Below are 15,341 nucleotides of genomic sequence, written 5' to 3'. Positions count from 1 at the left end.
TCAGGCGGCAGCGCGGGCGGCGCAGAGATAGCCGATCAGCTGCGCCAGCGTCGCTTTCAGGTCGTGGCGATCGACCACCATGTCGATCAGGCCGTGGTCGCGATAATATTCGGAAGTCTGAAAATCCTCGGGCAGTTTCTCGCGGATCGTGCTCTCGATCACGCGGCGTCCGGTAAACGCCAGCGTCGCCTTCGGCTCGGCGATCTGGACGTCGCCGAGCATGGCATAGGCGGCCATCACCCCGCCCGAAGTCGGGTCGGTGAGCACGACGATATATGGCAGCCCGGCGTCGTGCAGCATTTGGATCGCGACGGTGCTGCGCGGCATCTGCATCAGGCTGAGGATGCCCTCCTGCATCCGCGCGCCGCCGCTGGCGGTGAACACGATGTAGGGCGTGCGCGCGGCGATCGCGGCCTCGACCCCGGCGATGAACGCCTCGCCGACCGCCTGACCCATCGAACCGCCCATGAACGCGAAGTTCTGAACGCCGATCGTCGCGCGGCGGCCGAGGATCGTGCCGCGCGCATTGACGAACGCGTCCTGGTCGCCAGTGTCGGCGCGTGCCGCCTTGAGCCGGTCGACATAGCGCTTCGAATCGCGGAATTTCAGCGGATCGTCGCTGACCCGCGGCGCCGGGACGAGCTTGCAGCTGCCATCGTCGAACAGTTGCGCGAAGCGCTGCTTGGGGCCGATGCGATCATGGTGCTGGCACAGCGGGCAGACGTGAAGATTCTCCTCGAATTCCTTCATGAACACCATTTGCCCGCAGCCCTTGCACTTGTGCCAAAGATTATCGGGCGTCTCCTTGGTGGTCGGAACGACCGAGGCGATGGCGTTGCGGACGCGGTTCAACCAGCTCATGCGATTTCCCTTGCGGCGCCCAGCGCCATGCGTAGCGATTGGATATAGGCGCGAACCGGCTCTGCGGCATCGGCGCCATGCTGTGCGACCAGTTCGACGATAGCCGAACCGACGACGACGCCATCGGCGACGCGGCCGATGCCCGCCGCCTGCTCGGGCGTGCGGATGCCGAACCCGACTGCGATCGGCAGGTCGGTGCTGGCCTTTAGCCGCGCGACCGCGTCATCGATCGATGCCTGCGCCGCCTGCTGCTTGCCCGTGATCCCGGCGACCGAAACATAATAGACGAAGCCTGCCGCGCCATCGAGGACTGCGGGCAGCCGCGCCGCGTCGGTGGTCGGGGTGGCGAGGCGGATCGGCGCGATGGCCGCGGCGCGCAGGGCAGGGCCGAGGGCATCGTCCTCTTCGGGCGGAATATCGACACAGATCACGCCGTCGACTCCCGCATCGCGTGCGGCAGCGGCGAACCACTCCGGTCCGCGCCGCAACATCGGGTTGGCATAGCCCATCAGCACCAAAGGCGTGTTTGGATGGCGCGCGCGAAATCCCTTGGCGATCGACAGAATGTCGGCGGCGGTCGTGCCGGCGCCCAGGCTGCGCAGGTTCGCCGCCTGGATCGCCGGGCCGTCCGCCATCGGATCCGTGAACGGCATGCCCAGTTCGATCACGTCCGCGCCCCCCGCAACGAGCGCGTCGAGGATGGCGGGGGTGGCGGCAGGGGTGGGGTCGCCCGCGGTGACGAAGGCGACGAGCGCCGCTCGGCCTTTGCCGAACGCTGCGGACAGCCGAGTCACATCGCCACTCCGAGCGCTTCGGCCACGGTGAAGATGTCCTTGTCGCCGCGCCCGCACAGGTTGGCCAGGATCACCTTGTCGCGCGGCATCGTCCGGGCGCGGGCCGCGACCGCGGCGATGGCATGGGCTGGTTCGAGCGCGGGGATGATGCCTTCGGTGCGGCACAGCAGCTGGAAGGCGTCGAGCGCTTCGGTGTCGGTGACGCTGGTATATTCGACGCGGCCGATGTCTTTCAGCCAGGCATGTTCGGGACCGATGCCGGGATAGTCCAGCCCAGCTGAGATCGAATGCGCTTCGGCGATCTGGCCGTCTTCGTCCTGCAGCAGATAGGTCTTGTTGCCATGCAGCACGCCCGGCGATCCGCCCGCCAGGCTGGCCGCGTGGAGGTCGTTCAAGCCATGCCCCGCCGCCTCGACGCCCAGCATCGCCACGTCGGCATCGTCGAGGAACGGGTGGAACAGCCCGATCGCGTTCGATCCGCCGCCGATCGCCGCGACCAGCAGGTCGGGCAGTTTGCCGGTGCGGCCGAGCATCTGTTCGCGTGCCTCGCGCCCGATCACGCTTTGGAAATCGCGGACGAGCTCGGGATAGGGATGCGGCCCTGCCGCGGTGCCGATAATGTAAAAGGTATCGTGGACGTTCGCGACCCAGTCGCGCAGCGCCTCGTTCATCGCGTCCTTCAACGTGCGCGCGCCGCTCGTTACACCGACCACCTCGGCGCCGAGCAGTTTCATGCGGAACACGTTCGGCGCCTGCCGCTCCATGTCGCGCGCGCCCATGTAGATGACGCACGGGATGCCGAAGCGGGCGGCGACGGTGGCGGTGGCGACGCCATGCTGGCCGGCGCCGGTCTCGGCGATGATCCGGGTTTTGCCCATGCGCATCGCCAGCAGGATCTGGCCGATGCAATTGTTGATCTTGTGCGCGCCGGTATGGTTGAGCTCATCGCGCTTGAACCAGATTTCGGCGCCCATGCCGTCCGGGGCATTCTCGCGCAGCGCCTCGGTCAGCCGCTCCGCATAATAAAGCGGACTTGGGCGCCCGACATAATGTTCGAGCAGGTCGTCGAACTGCGCCTGGAACGCCGGGTCCTGCTTGGCCGCGCGATATTCGCGCTCCAGGTCGAGGACGAGCGGCATTAGCGTCTCGGCGACATAGCGGCCCCCATAGGCGCCGAAATGGCCGCGCTCGTCGGGCTGGGTGCGAAAGCTGTTGGGGGCGTTCATGGCGTGGGCTTTAGCATGCGAGGGCGGCGTGGGAAGGGGTCAGGCCGCGGCGACGGCGGCAAGGAACTCCGCGATCTTGCCCGCATCCTTGTCGCCGGGCGTCCGTTCGACCCCCGACGATATATCGACGATCGGCGCGCCGGTCTGGCGGATCGCGTCGCCGACACTTGCGGCATCGAGCCCGCCGGACAGCGCCCAAGGCAACGGGTGGCGAAAATCGGCCAGCAAATTCCAGTCGAACCGCAGCCCCATTCCGCCGGGCAACGCCGATCCCTCCGGGGTCTTGGCGTCGTACAGGATGCGGTCGGCAATCCCGCGATAGCCTGCCGCCGTATCGAGGTCGGCGCGGCGGCGGACCGCTACCGCGACCCATATCTCGCGGCCATGCCGCTCGCGGATCGCCGCGACGCGTTCGGGCGCGGTGGCATGCAGCTGCAGCGCATTGAGCCGGCCCGCTGCGCATGCCGCTTCGACCAAGGCGTCATCGGGATCGACGAAGACCCCGACCTTGCCGACATTCTGCGGCACCAGCGCCGCGAGCTGCGCGGCGCGGTCGAATCCCAGGTTGCGCGGTGAGGGCGCGAAGAACACGAATCCGACATGACTTGCCCCGCCGCGGATCGCCGCGCCAAGCGTGTCTGGCGTCGACAGGCCGCAAATCTTTGCTGTGGTCGGCATTGGGCGCATGTCGGGCAGGTCCGCGCCGAACGCAAGCCATGGCGCTCCGCTTGCATCGCCGCGCGCGCCCGCCTAGGGGAGCGCGACTTTCCACAACCGAACCTACAGGAGCCGCACGGCATGGCCGCGACCCGGACCTTTTCGATCATCAAGCCCGATGCCACCCGCCGCAACCTGACCGGCGCGGTCACCAAGATGCTGGAGGAGGCGGGGCTGCGCGTCGTCGCTTCCAAGCGCATTCACATGACGCGCGAGCAGGCCGAAGGCTTCTATGCCGTCCACAAGGAACGTCCCTTCTTTGGAGAGCTGGTCGATTTCATGATCTCCGGCCCGGTGGTCGTCCAGGTGCTCGAAGGCGAGAATGCGGTGCAGGCCAATCGCGACATCATGGGCGCGACCAACCCTGCCAATGCCGAGCCCGGCACGATCCGCAAGGAACTGGCCGAATCGATCGAGGCGAATTCGGTTCACGGGTCGGACAGCGAAGAAAATGCCCGGATCGAGATCGATTTCTTCTTCAAGCCCGAAGAGATCGTGGGATAATTTCTTCCGTTCGTGTCGAGCGTAGTCGAGGCACGTTTCCGGACGAAGCGAGATGCTGGGGGGCCTCGGCTTTGCTCGGGGGAACGGACGGGATCTACCGCCCGCCCGCCTCCAGCAATCGCTTGGGTGCGGCCAATTCCCAGCTGCGCGCGATGCGGTCCTCGACATGCGCCCATTCGGTATCGGGCTGCCCGATCGCCATCGCGATCCAGCCCGACGGGCCGATATAGGCGGGCCAGGAATAGAGGTCGGGATCGGCCTCGATCAGCAGGTCCTGCTCCTCGCGTCCGCTCGTCTTGACGCAGACCACCGTGCGGCCGTCGCCATGATGGTCGTGGCGGAAATAGGCGAACATCCTGCCCGCCACTTCGAACGCCGGAATGCCGTGCGAGATCTTCTCGCCGGTTTCGGGAAGCGCCTGCGCGGCGGCGCGAACGCTGTCGAGCGCGGCCTGCGGATCTAGTGCGAGAGCCATTGCGCCAGAACCAGCGGGTAGAGTTCATGTTCCGCGGCAAGCACACGCGCGGCCAGCGTGTCGGGCGTGTCGTCGGGCTCGATCGCAACCTCGGCTCGGCCGAGCACGCTGCCGCCGTCTAGCTCCTCCGTCACGAGATGCACCGATGCCCCGGCGATCGCATCACCCGCGGCGATGGCCCGGGCATGCGTGTCGAGGCCCTTGTAGTTCGGCAGCAGCGACGGGTGGATGTTGACGATGCGTCCGCGCCAGCGCGCGACGAAGTCGTCCGAGAGCAAGCGCATATAGCCCGCCAGCGCGATCGCCTCGACCTCGCGTCCGAGGAGCGCGGTCTCGATCGCCGCTTCATACTGCTGCTTGGGCATTCCCTTCGCGGCGATCGCGAAGGTCATGATCCCGGCCTCCTGCGCCCAGCGCAGTCCGGGCGCGTCAGGATTGTCAGACGCCACGATCACCACTTCGTACGGACTGTCGGACGCGCGCGAAGCCTCGACCAGCGCTGCCATGTTGCTGCCCCGGCCCGAAATCAGGATGCCGACGCGGCGCTTAGCCATGATGCACGGCCTGCCAGGCGCTGCGAGCGCCCCAGGCTTCGTCGGACCCGGTGACGGTACAACCGCGTTCCCCGGCAACGACGTCACCGATCGCGAATACCGTTTCCCCGGCATCCTCGAGCGCCAGCCGCACCGCTTCGGCGTCGTGATGCGGCACCACCACCGCCATTCCGATTCCGCAATTGAAGGTTCGCGCCATCTCTTCGGGCTCGATTGCGCCTTGTGCCTGCAGAAACGCCATCAGCCGGGGTTGCGGCCACGCATCGGCGTCGATCCGGGCGTGGCAGCCCCTTGGCAGCACCCGGGGGATGTTCTCCAGCAGTCCGCCGCCGGTGATATGTGCGAGGCCGTGGATGCGACCGGTGCGCAGCAGAGGGAGCAGGCTGCGCACATAGATCCGCGTCGGTGCCATCAGCGCATCGATCAGCCGGACCTCGTGATCGAACAGCGCCGGGCGATCGAGTTTCCAGCCCTTGTCGGCGGCGAGGCGGCGGACCAGCGAAAAGCCGTTGGAATGCACTCCCGACGACGCCATCCCCAAGATGACGTCGCCCGCCGCGATGCGCGATCCGTCGAGCAACCGCTCGCGCTCGACCGCACCCACGCAGAAGCCCGCGAGATCATAATCGCCCGGCGCATACATTCCGGGCATCTCGGCCGTCTCGCCGCCGATCAGCGCGCACCCGGCGATGCGGCACCCCTCGGCGATCGAGGCGATGACCTGCTCGGCCACCGCGCGATCGAGCTTTCCGCTGGCGTAATAATCCAGGAAGAACAGCGGCTCGGCGCCCTGCACGACAAGATCGTTGGCGCACATTGCGACCAGGTCGATACCCACCCCGTCATGCGCGGCATGCTCGATCGCCAACTTCAACTTTGTGCCGACACCGTCATTCGCCGCCACCAGCAGCGGATCGACGAAACCTGCGGCCTTTAGGTCGAACACACCGCCAAAGCCGCCAAGGTCGGCATCCGCTCCAGGCCTGCGCGTGGCACGGGCCAGCGGCGCGATCGCGCGGACCAGCGCGTTGCCCGCGTCGATCGAGACGCCGGCCTGGGCATAGGTATAGGGGCGCGTGCCCGTCGGTTCTTCGCTCATGCGCCAAGCGCCTAGTCGTTTCGCGCTTGGATTTCCACGCCCGCTTCGCCAGAAGGGCGACGACCATGCAATCACGCCCGCTACCCCGCTTGTTCCGCGCCACTGCCGCGGCCGCCCTGCTCGGTGTTGCGGCGGTCGCGGTCGCGCAGATCGAGGGCGGCGGCGGGGTCGCGCCGATCGACAGTTCGGGCAGTTTCGAAGTGGCGGGCGTCGCGGTTGATGTCGCCGCCGACACCGCCGAGGCGGCTCGGCTCGGCGGATGGAAACTCGCTCAGCGCAAGGGGTGGTCGCAACTGTCGCAGCGGCTGACCGGGCGGCCCGGCAGCCTGCCCGATTCGGCGCTCGACGCGATCACGACCGGCATCATCGTCGAGCAGGAGCAGATCGGGCCAAAGCGCTATATCGCCAGGCTCGGCGTGATGTTCGATCGCGGACGCGCGGGGTCGATCCTGGGCGTCACTGCCTTTGCCGAGCGCTCGCCGCCGACGCTGGTGGTGCCGGTGATGTGGTCGGGCGGCGCGGGTTCGGCGTTCGAGCGGGTCAGCCCGTGGCAACAGGCTTGGGCACGCTTTCGCACCGGCAATTCGACGCTCGACTATATCCGCCCGTCCGGCACCGGCCCCGATGCGCTGCTCCTCAATGTCGGCCAGCAGGGACGGCGGGGGCGCGGCTGGTGGCGTGCGATCGTCGATCAGTACGGTGCCGACGACGTCGTGTTTCCCGAGGTGCGGCTATATCGCTCGTGGCCCGGCGGGCCGGTGATCGGTGCGTTCCGCGCTGGCTACGGGCCCGACAATCGCGAACTCACCCGCTTTTCTCTGCGGGTCGAGAATGGCGACGGGCTGCCGGCTCTGCTCGACGCCGGGGTCGCCCGCATCGATGAAGCGTATCAGGCTGCGCTGCGGAACGGCGTGCTGCGGCCCGACCGCCTGCTCGGCGTATCTCCGCCCGATCCGGAAGCCGAGGCCGCCGCCGCCGCTGCAGCTGCCGCCGCTGCCGCGGAAGCCGCGGCAGGCTTGGAGGACAGCCTGGAGATGGTCGAGTCGGCGCTGCCCGGCGTTGCCACGGCCAGCTATACGATCCAGTTCGATACGCCATCGGCGGCGGCGGTGTCGGCGACCGAGGCGGCGGTACAGGCGATCCCCGGCGTGCGCTCGGCGCTGACCAGCAGTCTGGCGCTCGGCGGTGTCTCGGTCATGCGCGTTGCCTATGATGCCGATATTGCCGTGCTGCGGGCCGCGCTCGAGGCGCGCGGCTGGCAAGTCGATCAGGGCGGGACCACGCTGCGTATTCGCCGTGCGGCGCCACCGCCCGCTCCCGCCGCCGATGCCGAAGGCGCCGCGGAGCCGGAATGACCCAGCTTGGCCTGCCGCTCGTCAAGCCGGCCGATGCGCGCGAAGCCGAATTCCTGATCAGCGACGCGAATGCCCGCGCGGTGCATCAACTCGATCACTGGGGAACCTGGCCGGTGATGGCGGCGATGCTGGCCGGCCCTCGCAAGTCGGGCCGCTCGATGCTGGCGCGCTATTTCGTCGGAAAGGCCGGCGGCAGCATGATCGACGATGCCGAGCGCGTGGCCGAGACCGATCTGTTCCACGCCTGGAACATCGCGCAGGTCGAGCGCCGTCCGCTCTTGATCGTCGTCGATGCGCCGCCGCCCGAATGGCGCGTGCGCCTGCCCGACCTGCGCTCGCGCCTCGCGGCAACCCCGGTGCTGCGGATCGGCATTCCCGATGATGCGTTGATCGGCGACTTGTTGACCGAACTGTTCCGGCGCCGCGAGCTCGATGCCAGAAGCGAATTGGTGCGATGGCTGTCGCGGCGCATCGAACGCAGCTATGTCACGATCCACCGGGTCGTCGATACACTCGAACAACTGGCGACGTCGCGCAATAGTCGCAAGCTGTCGATACCGCTTGCCAAGCCCGTCCTGATCGAAGCGCGGCTGTTGATCGACGGTGATACCGATGCACGGAACGAGGCCGAATGACGCTGCTTGCCCCCAAACGCTTCGATGACGACGACCCCTTTTCCGCCGGGCGCGAAGACGGACGCTATTTCAATCGCGAGCTGTCGTGGCTGGCCTTTAACCGCCGGGTCATGGAGGAAGCCTGCAACCCCGCGCATCCGCTGCTCGAGCGCGTCCGGTTCCTGTCGATTTCGGGGTCAAACCTAGATGAGTTCTTCATGGTTCGGGTCGCGGGACTCAAGGGCCAGCAGATGCAGGAGGTCGAGGCGCGATCGGTCGATGGCCTGACGCCGAACCAGCAATTATCGGCGATCGTCGACGAAGTCGCGGAGCTGGTCGATGCGCAACAGGGAATCTGGGCCGACCTGCGCGCCGATCTCGCCGAACAGGGCATCGCGGTACTCGGCGAAGCGGATATCGTCGGCGACGTCGCCGAGCACCTACAAGCCCATTTCCGCGACCAGATTTTTCCAATCCTGACCCCGCAAGCGCTCGACCCGGCGCACCCGTTTCCGTTCATCCCCAACAAGGGTTCCAGCGTCATTTTCGATCTGGTCCGCAAGTCGGACGGCGAAGCGATTCGCGAGCTGGTGCTGCTGCCCGCCACCGCCCCGCGCTTCATCCGTCTGGCCGGTGATCCAGCGCGCTGGGTGCCGGTGGAGACGGTGCTCAAGCGTTTCTCGGCGCTGCTGTTTCCGGGATATGACGTCAAGGCATCGGCGTCGTTCCGGGTGCTTCGCGACAGCGACATCGAGATCGAGGAAGAAGCCGAGGACCTGGTTCTCTATTTTCGTACCGCGATCAAACGGCGCCGCCGCGGCCGGGTGATCCGGCTCGAGATGGAAGACGGCATCTCGCCCGAGCTGGAAGCGGTGCTCAAGGAGGAACTGGGCGGCAGCGATGCGATCCTGTCCGAGACCGGCGGGCTGCTGGGCATCGGCGATCTTGAGCTGTTCGTCGAAGAGGACCGCCCCGACCTGAAGTTCGCGGCGTTTTCCGCGCGTTTCCCGGAACGAATCCGCGAATATGGCGGCGACTGTTTCGCGGCGATCAAGGCCAAGGACATCGTCGTCCATCATCCGTACGAATCGTTCGACGTCGTGCTCGCCTTTCTCAAGCAGGCCGCGGCCGATCCCGACGTCGTGGCGATCAAGCAGACGCTGTATCGTGCCGGCAAGCAGTCGGCGGTGATCAACGCCCTGATCGCCGCGGCCGAGGCGGGCAAGTCGGTGACGGCGGTGGTCGAGCTCAAGGCACGCTTCGACGAGGAGCAGAACCTGCTATGGGCGTCCGCGCTCGAACGCGCCGGCGTCCAGGTCGTCTACGGCTTCATCGACTGGAAGACCCACGCCAAGATCTCGCTCGTCGTGCGGCGCGAGAATAGCGCGTTCCGGACCTACTGCCATTTCGGGACGGGAAACTATCATCCCGTGACGGCGCGGATCTATACTGACCTCAGCTTCTTCACCGCCGACCCGCGGTTCGGGCGTGATGCCGCCCAGATCTTCAACTATGTCACCGGCTATGTCGAGCCGCAGGCGCTCGAGGTGCTCAGCATCAGCCCGCGCGATCTGCGCAACAAGCTCTCCGACCTGATCGATGCCGAGATCAGGCACGCGCGCGCCGGGCGATCGGCGGCGATCTGGGCCAAGATGAACTCGCTGGTCGATCCCGCTACGATCGACAAATTATACGAGGCGAGCGCTGCAGGCGTGCAGATCGACCTCATCATCCGCGGCATCTGCTGCCTGCGTCCGGGACTGCCGGGCCTTTCCGAGAATATCCGCGTCAAATCGGTGGTCGGCCGCTTTCTGGAACACAGCCGCATCTGGGCGTTCGGCAACGGCAATGCGCTCCCCAATGACGGCGCCCGGCTCTACATCTCTTCGGCGGACTGGATGCAGCGCAATTTCGACCGCCGCGTCGAATTCATGCTGCCGATCGTCAATCCCACGGTTCACGACCAGATCCTCGACCAGGTCATGGTCGCCAATCTGCTCGACACCGAGCAGAGCTGGGAATTGCAGCCCGACGGCCGTTACACGCGCGACGAGGCCGGGCCGGAGCCGTTCAACCTGCACCGCTATTTCATGACCAACCCTTCGCTGTCGGGGCGCGGTGCGTCGCTCAAGACCAGCGAGTCGGTGCCGAAATTGTCGCTGCGTCGCCGCCGCGCCGCGTCGCGCGAGGCGGGATGAGCATCGCAACGCTGCTTCGGCGTCCGCGCGCGGACACCGTCGGCGATCGACCGCGCACGGCGATCGTCGATATCGGATCGAACTCGATCCGGCTGGTGGTCTATCAGGGGCCGGCGCGGATGCCGGCCGTACTGTTCAATGAAAAGGTGATGGCGGGGCTGGGGCGCGGCCTGGCCGATGATGGGGCGATTGCCGAAGAGGGCATGGTCGCCGCGCGCAAGGCTCTGGCGCGCTTTGCGGCGGTAGTGCGCGAAATGCAGGTCGCCGGTATTCGCACCGTCGCGACTGCCGCGGTGCGTGAGGCGTCGAACGGCAGCGAGCTGATGGAGATCGCGCGCGAAGCCGGGCTGCCGATCGAGCTGCTGTCGGGCGAGGAGGAAGCGATCGCGGCGGGATGCGGGGTGCTGTCGGCAATCCCGACGGCGAACGGCATTGTCGGCGATCTCGGTGGCGGCAGCCTCGAACTTGTGCGGATCGGCGATGGCGCCGTGCGCGATCGCGTGTCGTTTCCACTCGGCGTGCTGCGCATCGCGGCGATCCGTGCGCGCGGCAAGGGCGCACTCGATCGCACGGTGCAGCAGCTGTTGACGCAAGCGGGCTGGGCCGGCCGCGGCGCCGAGTTGCCGCTCTATCTCGTTGGTGGGTCGTGGCGGTCGCTGGCCCGGCTCGACATGCATGTCACCGGCTATCCGCTGCCCGTGATTCACGAATATGCGATGGCGCCCGAAGCCGTCTCGCGTCTGGTGCGAACGCTGGGGCATGTCTCGAAAGCGACGCTCAAGGCGATCCCGAATCTGTCGGGAGGGCGCGTCAGCACGCTTGGCGACGGAGCGGTGTTGCTGTCGTGCCTGCTGCGCCATCTCGGCAGCTTCACCACGGTGGTTTCGGCATTCGGGCTTCGCGAGGGATTGTTGTACCAGCGGCTGAACGACGCCCATCGTATCGAGGACCCACTGATCGTGGCGGCACGCGAGGAGGGGCGGCTGCTCGGCCGCTTTGCGGAACATGGCGACCTGTTGGAAGACTGGGTCGCGCCCCTGTTCGACGACGATGACGCGATGGCACGGCTTCGCCACACCGCCTGCCTGCTCGCCGATGTCGGATGGCATGCCAATCCCGAGTTTCGGGCGGAGCGCGGACTAGAGGTAGCGTTGCACGGAAATTGGGTAGGGGTCGATGCGCACGGCCGCGCGGTGATCGCGCAGGCATTGTTCACCTCGCTAGGGGGCGGCATCGAGACGCCCGATCCGCTCGGGCGTCTTGCCGATGCGGCATCGCTCCAGCGCGCGCAATACTGGGGCCTGGCGATGCGCCTGGGCCAGCGACTGAGCGGCGGCGTCGCCGCGCCGCTGCTGCGATCGCGGCTGAGCGGCGACGACGCCGCGGTTTTCCTGCATCTGGACGCCGTAGATCGCGCGCTCTACGGCGAAGCGGTCGAAAAGCGGCACAAGGCGCTGGCGAACGCGGTCGGACGCTCCGCCGCGCTTGCCGATTGATCAGCCGCAGCTCAGCTTGACGATCGTCCCGGTGGGATCGGTTTCGACGTTGAGGCGGTCCGCCCTGAAATCCATCGTTACGGGCGAACCGGTGACATAGCGGCGGACGGCAGCCGCGCCTGACCGAGCCTTGGCATCATCGGCGAAGGCATCGGCCGGCTTTCCGATCAGGTCCTGGATGGCGCCTGCATCGCACTGCGCGCCTGCCTGCTCGGCATCGGACGGTGCGGATGGCGTTTGCTGGTTCGCAGCGGTGCACGCCCCCAACAGCAGCATTGAAACTGTCAGCGACCCTCTCACTGCTCGTCCTCCGTGCGCGTCATCTTGAGCCTGCCTTCCTTGACGGTGAAGCCGAGTCGCCCTTCGACCAGCGCCAGCGCGTCGCGCCCGAACTGTTCATACCGCCATCCCTCGAGGATCGCGAGATCGCTGCGCTGTCCCGCAGCCAGCGCCTCGAGATCGTCCGATCGCGCGAGCAGCCGCGAGGCGACGTTGATGTCGCGCGATCGGATCTTGAGCAGCAGCTTGAGCAGGTCGGCGACCAGCGATCCTTCCTTGCCGAGCGACGGCTTGCGATCGTCGCGGCTCGGCATCTCGTCGGCAGACATCGGTACCGCGTCGGCGAGCGCGGCCATCATCCGCCCGCCGATGTCGTTCCCGCCCCAGCTCGCCGACAGCCCGCGCACGCGGGTAAGATCGCCCTGCTTCCTGGGAGGATTGGCCGCCAGATCGGCGATGGTCTCGTCCTTGACGATGCGGCCGCGCGGCAGGTTCTTGTTCTGCGCCTCGATCTCGCGCCACCGCGCCAGCGCCTTCAGCCGCCCCAGCGCCTCGGGCTTGCGGCTGGAGACTCGAATGCGCTGCCAGACCTGTTCGGGATCGTTGAAATAGTTGGCGGGGTCCCCCAACCGTTCCATTTCCTCGTTGAGCCACGCGCCACGCTCGGTCTTGCGCAGCTTGTCGACCATCTTGGGAAAGATCTTCGCCAGATGCGTTACGTCGGCGATGGCGTAATCGATCTGGCGAGTATCGAGCGGACGACGCGACCAGTCGGTGAAGCGCGCACCCTTGTCGACGACGATGCCGAGATAGCTCTCGACGAGGTTCGAATAGCCGATCTGCTCGCCTTGTCCCAGTGCCATCGCCGCGACCTGGGTATCGAACAGGGGATGCGGGGTCTTGCCGGTCAGGTTGTAGACGATCTCGAGGTCCTGCCCGCCGGCATGGAATACCTTCAGGACATCCTCATTCTCGGTCAGCAGGTCGAGCAGCGGCTTGAGGTCGATCCCCGGCAGCATCGGATCGATCGCTGCGGCTTCGTGTTCGTCGGCGATCTGGATCAGGCAGAGTTCCGGCCAATAGCTGTTCTCTCGCATGAACTCGGTATCGACGCAGACATAGTCCGAATTGGATAGTCGCGCGCAGAGATTGGCGAGGGCGGCGTTGTCCTCGATCAGGCCATGAATGTGCATCGCCCCCCCATAGGGGTTCCGCGCCGCTTGACAAAGAGGGGGCGGACAGGGATTCGCGCGGCTTCATATTCAGCCGTCATTCCGGTGAAAGCCGGAATCTCGTTCCTCAGGCGTCGCGCTCGCGGCACGAGACCCGGGCCTTCGTCGGGGTGGCGATCATTGGAAGACATCCGACCATGCACGCCTATCGCACGCACCATTGCGCCGCCCTTCGCGAAACCGACGTCGGCAGCGACGTCCGCCTGTCGGGCTGGGTTCACCGCAAGCGCGATCATGGCGGCGTGCTCTTCATCGACCTGCGCGACCATTACGGCATCACCCAGATCGTCGCCGATGCGGATTCGCCTGCGCTGCCGACATTCGAGGCGCTGCGCGTCGAATCGGTCGTGACCATCGACGGCACCGTCAAAAAGCGTTCCGACGCGACGATCAATGCCAATCTGCCGACCGGCGCGATCGAGGTGTTCGCGCGCGGGGCGACGGTACAGAGTCATGCGCAGGAACTGCCGATGCCGGTTGCGGGCGACGCCGAATATCCCGAGGATATCCGACTGCGCTATCGCTACCTCGATCTGCGGCGCGAGCGGCTGCACGCCAACATGCTGCTGCGCTCGAACGTCATCGCATCCCTGCGCCGCCGCATGATCGACCAGGGCTTCACCGAATTCCAGACCCCGATCCTGACCGCGAGCAGTCCCGAGGGCGCGCGCGACTATCTGGTGCCCAGCCGCGTCCATCCCGGCAAATTCTATGCGCTGCCGCAGGCGCCGCAGATGTTCAAGCAGCTGCTGATGGTCGCGGGCTTCGACAAATATTTCCAGATCGCGCCGTGCTTTCGCGACGAGGATGCGCGCGCCGATCGCTCGCCCGGCGAATTCTATCAACTCGATTTCGAGATGAGCTTCGTCACGCAGGAAGACGTGTTCGCTGCGATCGAGCCGGTTCTGCACGGCGTGTTCGAGGAATATGCCGACTGGCAGGGACGGGGACGGGAAGTCTCGGCGCTGCCGTTCCGCCGCATCCCGTATCGCGAATCGATGCTGAAATACGGCAACGACAAGCCCGACCTGCGCAATCCGATCCTGATTTCCGACGTCAGCGAGCAGTTCGTCGGATCGGGGTTCGGCCGCTTCGCTTCGATCGTCGATAGCGGAGACGTCGTGCGCGCAATCCCGGCACCGGGCACCGCGGAAAAGAGCCGCAAGTTCTTCGACGACATGAATAGCTGGGCACAGGGCGAAGGCTTTGCCGGGCTCGGCTATGCCACGCGCAAGGGCGGCGAATGGGGGGGCCCGATCGCCAAGAACCACGGCGAGGACAAGATGACTGCGATGGCCGATGCGCTCGGCCTCGGCCCCGATGACGGGCTGTTCTTTGCCGCGGGCAAGGAAGCACAGGCGGCCAAGCTGGCGGGGCTTGCCCGCACGCGGGTTGGCGAGCAACTCGGTCTGATCGATCCGAACCGTTTCGAGTTCTGCTGGATCGTCGATTTCCCGATGTTCGAATATGACGAGGACGCCAAGAAAGTCGATTTTAGCCACAACCCCTTCTCGATGCCGCAGGGCGAGATGGAAGCGCTGGAGACGAAGGACCCGCTCGATATCCTGGCGTATCAGTACGACATCGTCTGCAACGGCGTCGAACTGTCGTCGGGCGCGATCCGGAACCACCGGCCCGAGATCATGTACAAGGCGTTCGAGGTCGCGGGCTATTCCAAGGAAGAGGTCGATACGAATTTCGCCGGCATGATCAACGCATTCAAGTTCGGCGCACCGCCGCATGGCGGGTCGGCGCCCGGCGTCGATCGCATGGTCATGCTGCTGGCCGGCGAACCCAATATTCGCGAGGTGGTGCTGTTCCCGATGAATCAGAAGGCCGAAGACTTGATGATGGCTGCGCCGGGACCGGTCAGCGCCAAGCAACTGCGCGAGCTGAACATCCGCTTGGTGGAAGCGCCGGGACCTGCGAAATCCTAA

General features: G+C 66.4%; 15 protein-coding genes. 6 read left to right on the top strand and 9 right to left on the bottom strand.

All coding sequences use genetic code 11. The annotated features are described in order from the left end of the window. Genes accD through FHY50_RS05100 form a run of 4 tightly spaced genes read right to left on the bottom strand, consistent with a single transcriptional unit; the run spans position 1 to position 3,559 of the window. The gene (gene accD, locus FHY50_RS05115) at positions 1–861 is read right to left on the bottom strand and encodes an acetyl-CoA carboxylase, carboxyltransferase subunit beta (protein ID WP_140047448.1); all 861 of its coding nucleotides are present in this window, start codon (positions 859–861) and stop codon (positions 1–3) included. Next, complete coding sequence (gene trpA, locus FHY50_RS05110) at positions 858–1,655, bottom strand: tryptophan synthase subunit alpha (protein WP_140047447.1); 798 nt, start codon at positions 1,653–1,655, stop codon at positions 858–860. The genes accD and trpA overlap by 4 nt, the downstream gene beginning before the upstream one ends. Continuing rightward, the gene (gene trpB, locus FHY50_RS05105; RefSeq protein ID WP_140047446.1) at positions 1,652–2,881 is read right to left on the bottom strand and encodes a tryptophan synthase subunit beta; all 1,230 of its coding nucleotides are present in this window, start codon (positions 2,879–2,881) and stop codon (positions 1,652–1,654) included. The genes trpA and trpB overlap by 4 nt, the downstream gene beginning before the upstream one ends. A 39-nt stretch (positions 2,882–2,920) precedes the next feature. Continuing rightward, on the bottom strand, positions 2,921–3,559 hold the full coding sequence (locus FHY50_RS05100; RefSeq protein WP_140047445.1) for a phosphoribosylanthranilate isomerase: 639 nt from the start codon (positions 3,557–3,559) through the stop codon (positions 2,921–2,923). 120 nt (positions 3,560–3,679) lie between these two features. Between FHY50_RS05100 and ndk the strand changes: the two genes are divergently transcribed. Next, complete coding sequence (gene ndk, locus FHY50_RS05095) at positions 3,680–4,102, top strand: nucleoside-diphosphate kinase (RefSeq protein WP_140047444.1); 423 nt, start codon at positions 3,680–3,682, stop codon at positions 4,100–4,102. Between the two features lie 94 nt (positions 4,103–4,196). Here ndk and FHY50_RS05090 read toward each other — a convergent pair whose 3' ends face one another. Genes FHY50_RS05090 through purM form a run of 3 tightly spaced genes read right to left on the bottom strand, consistent with a single transcriptional unit; the run spans position 4,197 to position 6,230 of the window. Then, complete coding sequence (locus tag FHY50_RS05090; RefSeq protein WP_140047443.1) at positions 4,197–4,577, bottom strand: MmcQ/YjbR family DNA-binding protein; 381 nt, start codon at positions 4,575–4,577, stop codon at positions 4,197–4,199. After that, positions 4,562–5,131 (bottom strand): phosphoribosylglycinamide formyltransferase, encoded by a 570-nt coding sequence (gene purN, locus FHY50_RS05085; RefSeq protein WP_140047442.1) that lies wholly within the window; start codon positions 5,129–5,131, stop codon positions 4,562–4,564. The genes FHY50_RS05090 and purN overlap by 16 nt, the downstream gene beginning before the upstream one ends. Continuing rightward, positions 5,124–6,230: a phosphoribosylformylglycinamidine cyclo-ligase gene (gene purM / locus FHY50_RS05080; protein WP_140047441.1), complete on the bottom strand. Its 1,107-nt coding sequence runs from the start codon at positions 6,228–6,230 to the stop codon at positions 5,124–5,126. Before purM ends, purN begins: the two co-directional genes overlap by 8 nt. 65 nt (positions 6,231–6,295) lie before the next feature. Between purM and FHY50_RS05075 the strand changes: the two genes are divergently transcribed. Genes FHY50_RS05075 through FHY50_RS05060 form a run of 4 tightly spaced genes read left to right on the top strand, consistent with a single transcriptional unit; the run spans position 6,296 to position 11,893 of the window. After that, positions 6,296–7,585, top strand: a complete 1,290-nt coding sequence (locus FHY50_RS05075; protein WP_140047440.1) for a heavy-metal-associated domain-containing protein — start codon at positions 6,296–6,298, stop codon at positions 7,583–7,585. After that, positions 7,582–8,220, top strand: a complete 639-nt coding sequence (locus FHY50_RS05070) for a P-loop NTPase family protein (RefSeq protein ID WP_140047439.1) — start codon at positions 7,582–7,584, stop codon at positions 8,218–8,220. The genes FHY50_RS05075 and FHY50_RS05070 overlap by 4 nt, the downstream gene beginning before the upstream one ends. After that, entirely contained in the window at positions 8,217–10,397 is a 2,181-nt protein-coding gene (locus FHY50_RS05065; RefSeq protein WP_140047438.1) for an RNA degradosome polyphosphate kinase, read from the top strand. Before FHY50_RS05070 ends, FHY50_RS05065 begins: the two co-directional genes overlap by 4 nt. Continuing rightward, entirely contained in the window at positions 10,394–11,893 is a 1,500-nt protein-coding gene (locus FHY50_RS05060) for a Ppx/GppA family phosphatase (protein WP_140047437.1), read from the top strand. Before FHY50_RS05065 ends, FHY50_RS05060 begins: the two co-directional genes overlap by 4 nt. On the opposite strand, the gene FHY50_RS05055 is transcribed toward FHY50_RS05060, so the two are convergent. Together FHY50_RS05055 and rnd are read right to left on the bottom strand one after the other, a co-directional pair. Then, a complete protein-coding gene (locus tag FHY50_RS05055; RefSeq protein WP_140047436.1) occupies positions 11,894–12,193 on the bottom strand; it encodes an I78 family peptidase inhibitor in 300 nt (99 codons plus the stop codon). It lies immediately after the preceding gene. Beyond that, positions 12,190–13,365 (bottom strand): ribonuclease D, encoded by a 1,176-nt coding sequence (gene rnd, locus FHY50_RS05050; RefSeq protein WP_140047435.1) that lies wholly within the window; start codon positions 13,363–13,365, stop codon positions 12,190–12,192. The genes FHY50_RS05055 and rnd overlap by 4 nt, the downstream gene beginning before the upstream one ends. Before the next feature lie 176 nt (positions 13,366–13,541). Between rnd and aspS the strand changes: the two genes are divergently transcribed. Beyond that, the gene (gene aspS, locus FHY50_RS05045) at positions 13,542–15,341 is read left to right on the top strand and encodes an aspartate--tRNA ligase (RefSeq protein ID WP_140047434.1); all 1,800 of its coding nucleotides are present in this window, start codon (positions 13,542–13,544) and stop codon (positions 15,339–15,341) included.

Origin of the sequence: Sphingomonas japonica (assembly GCF_006346325.1) — a bacterium.
Lineage (GTDB): Bacteria > Pseudomonadota > Alphaproteobacteria > Sphingomonadales > Sphingomonadaceae > Sphingomonas > Sphingomonas japonica.
The sequence above is the reverse complement of the archived record's forward strand: the minus strand, read 5'-3'. Positions and strand labels throughout refer to the sequence as shown.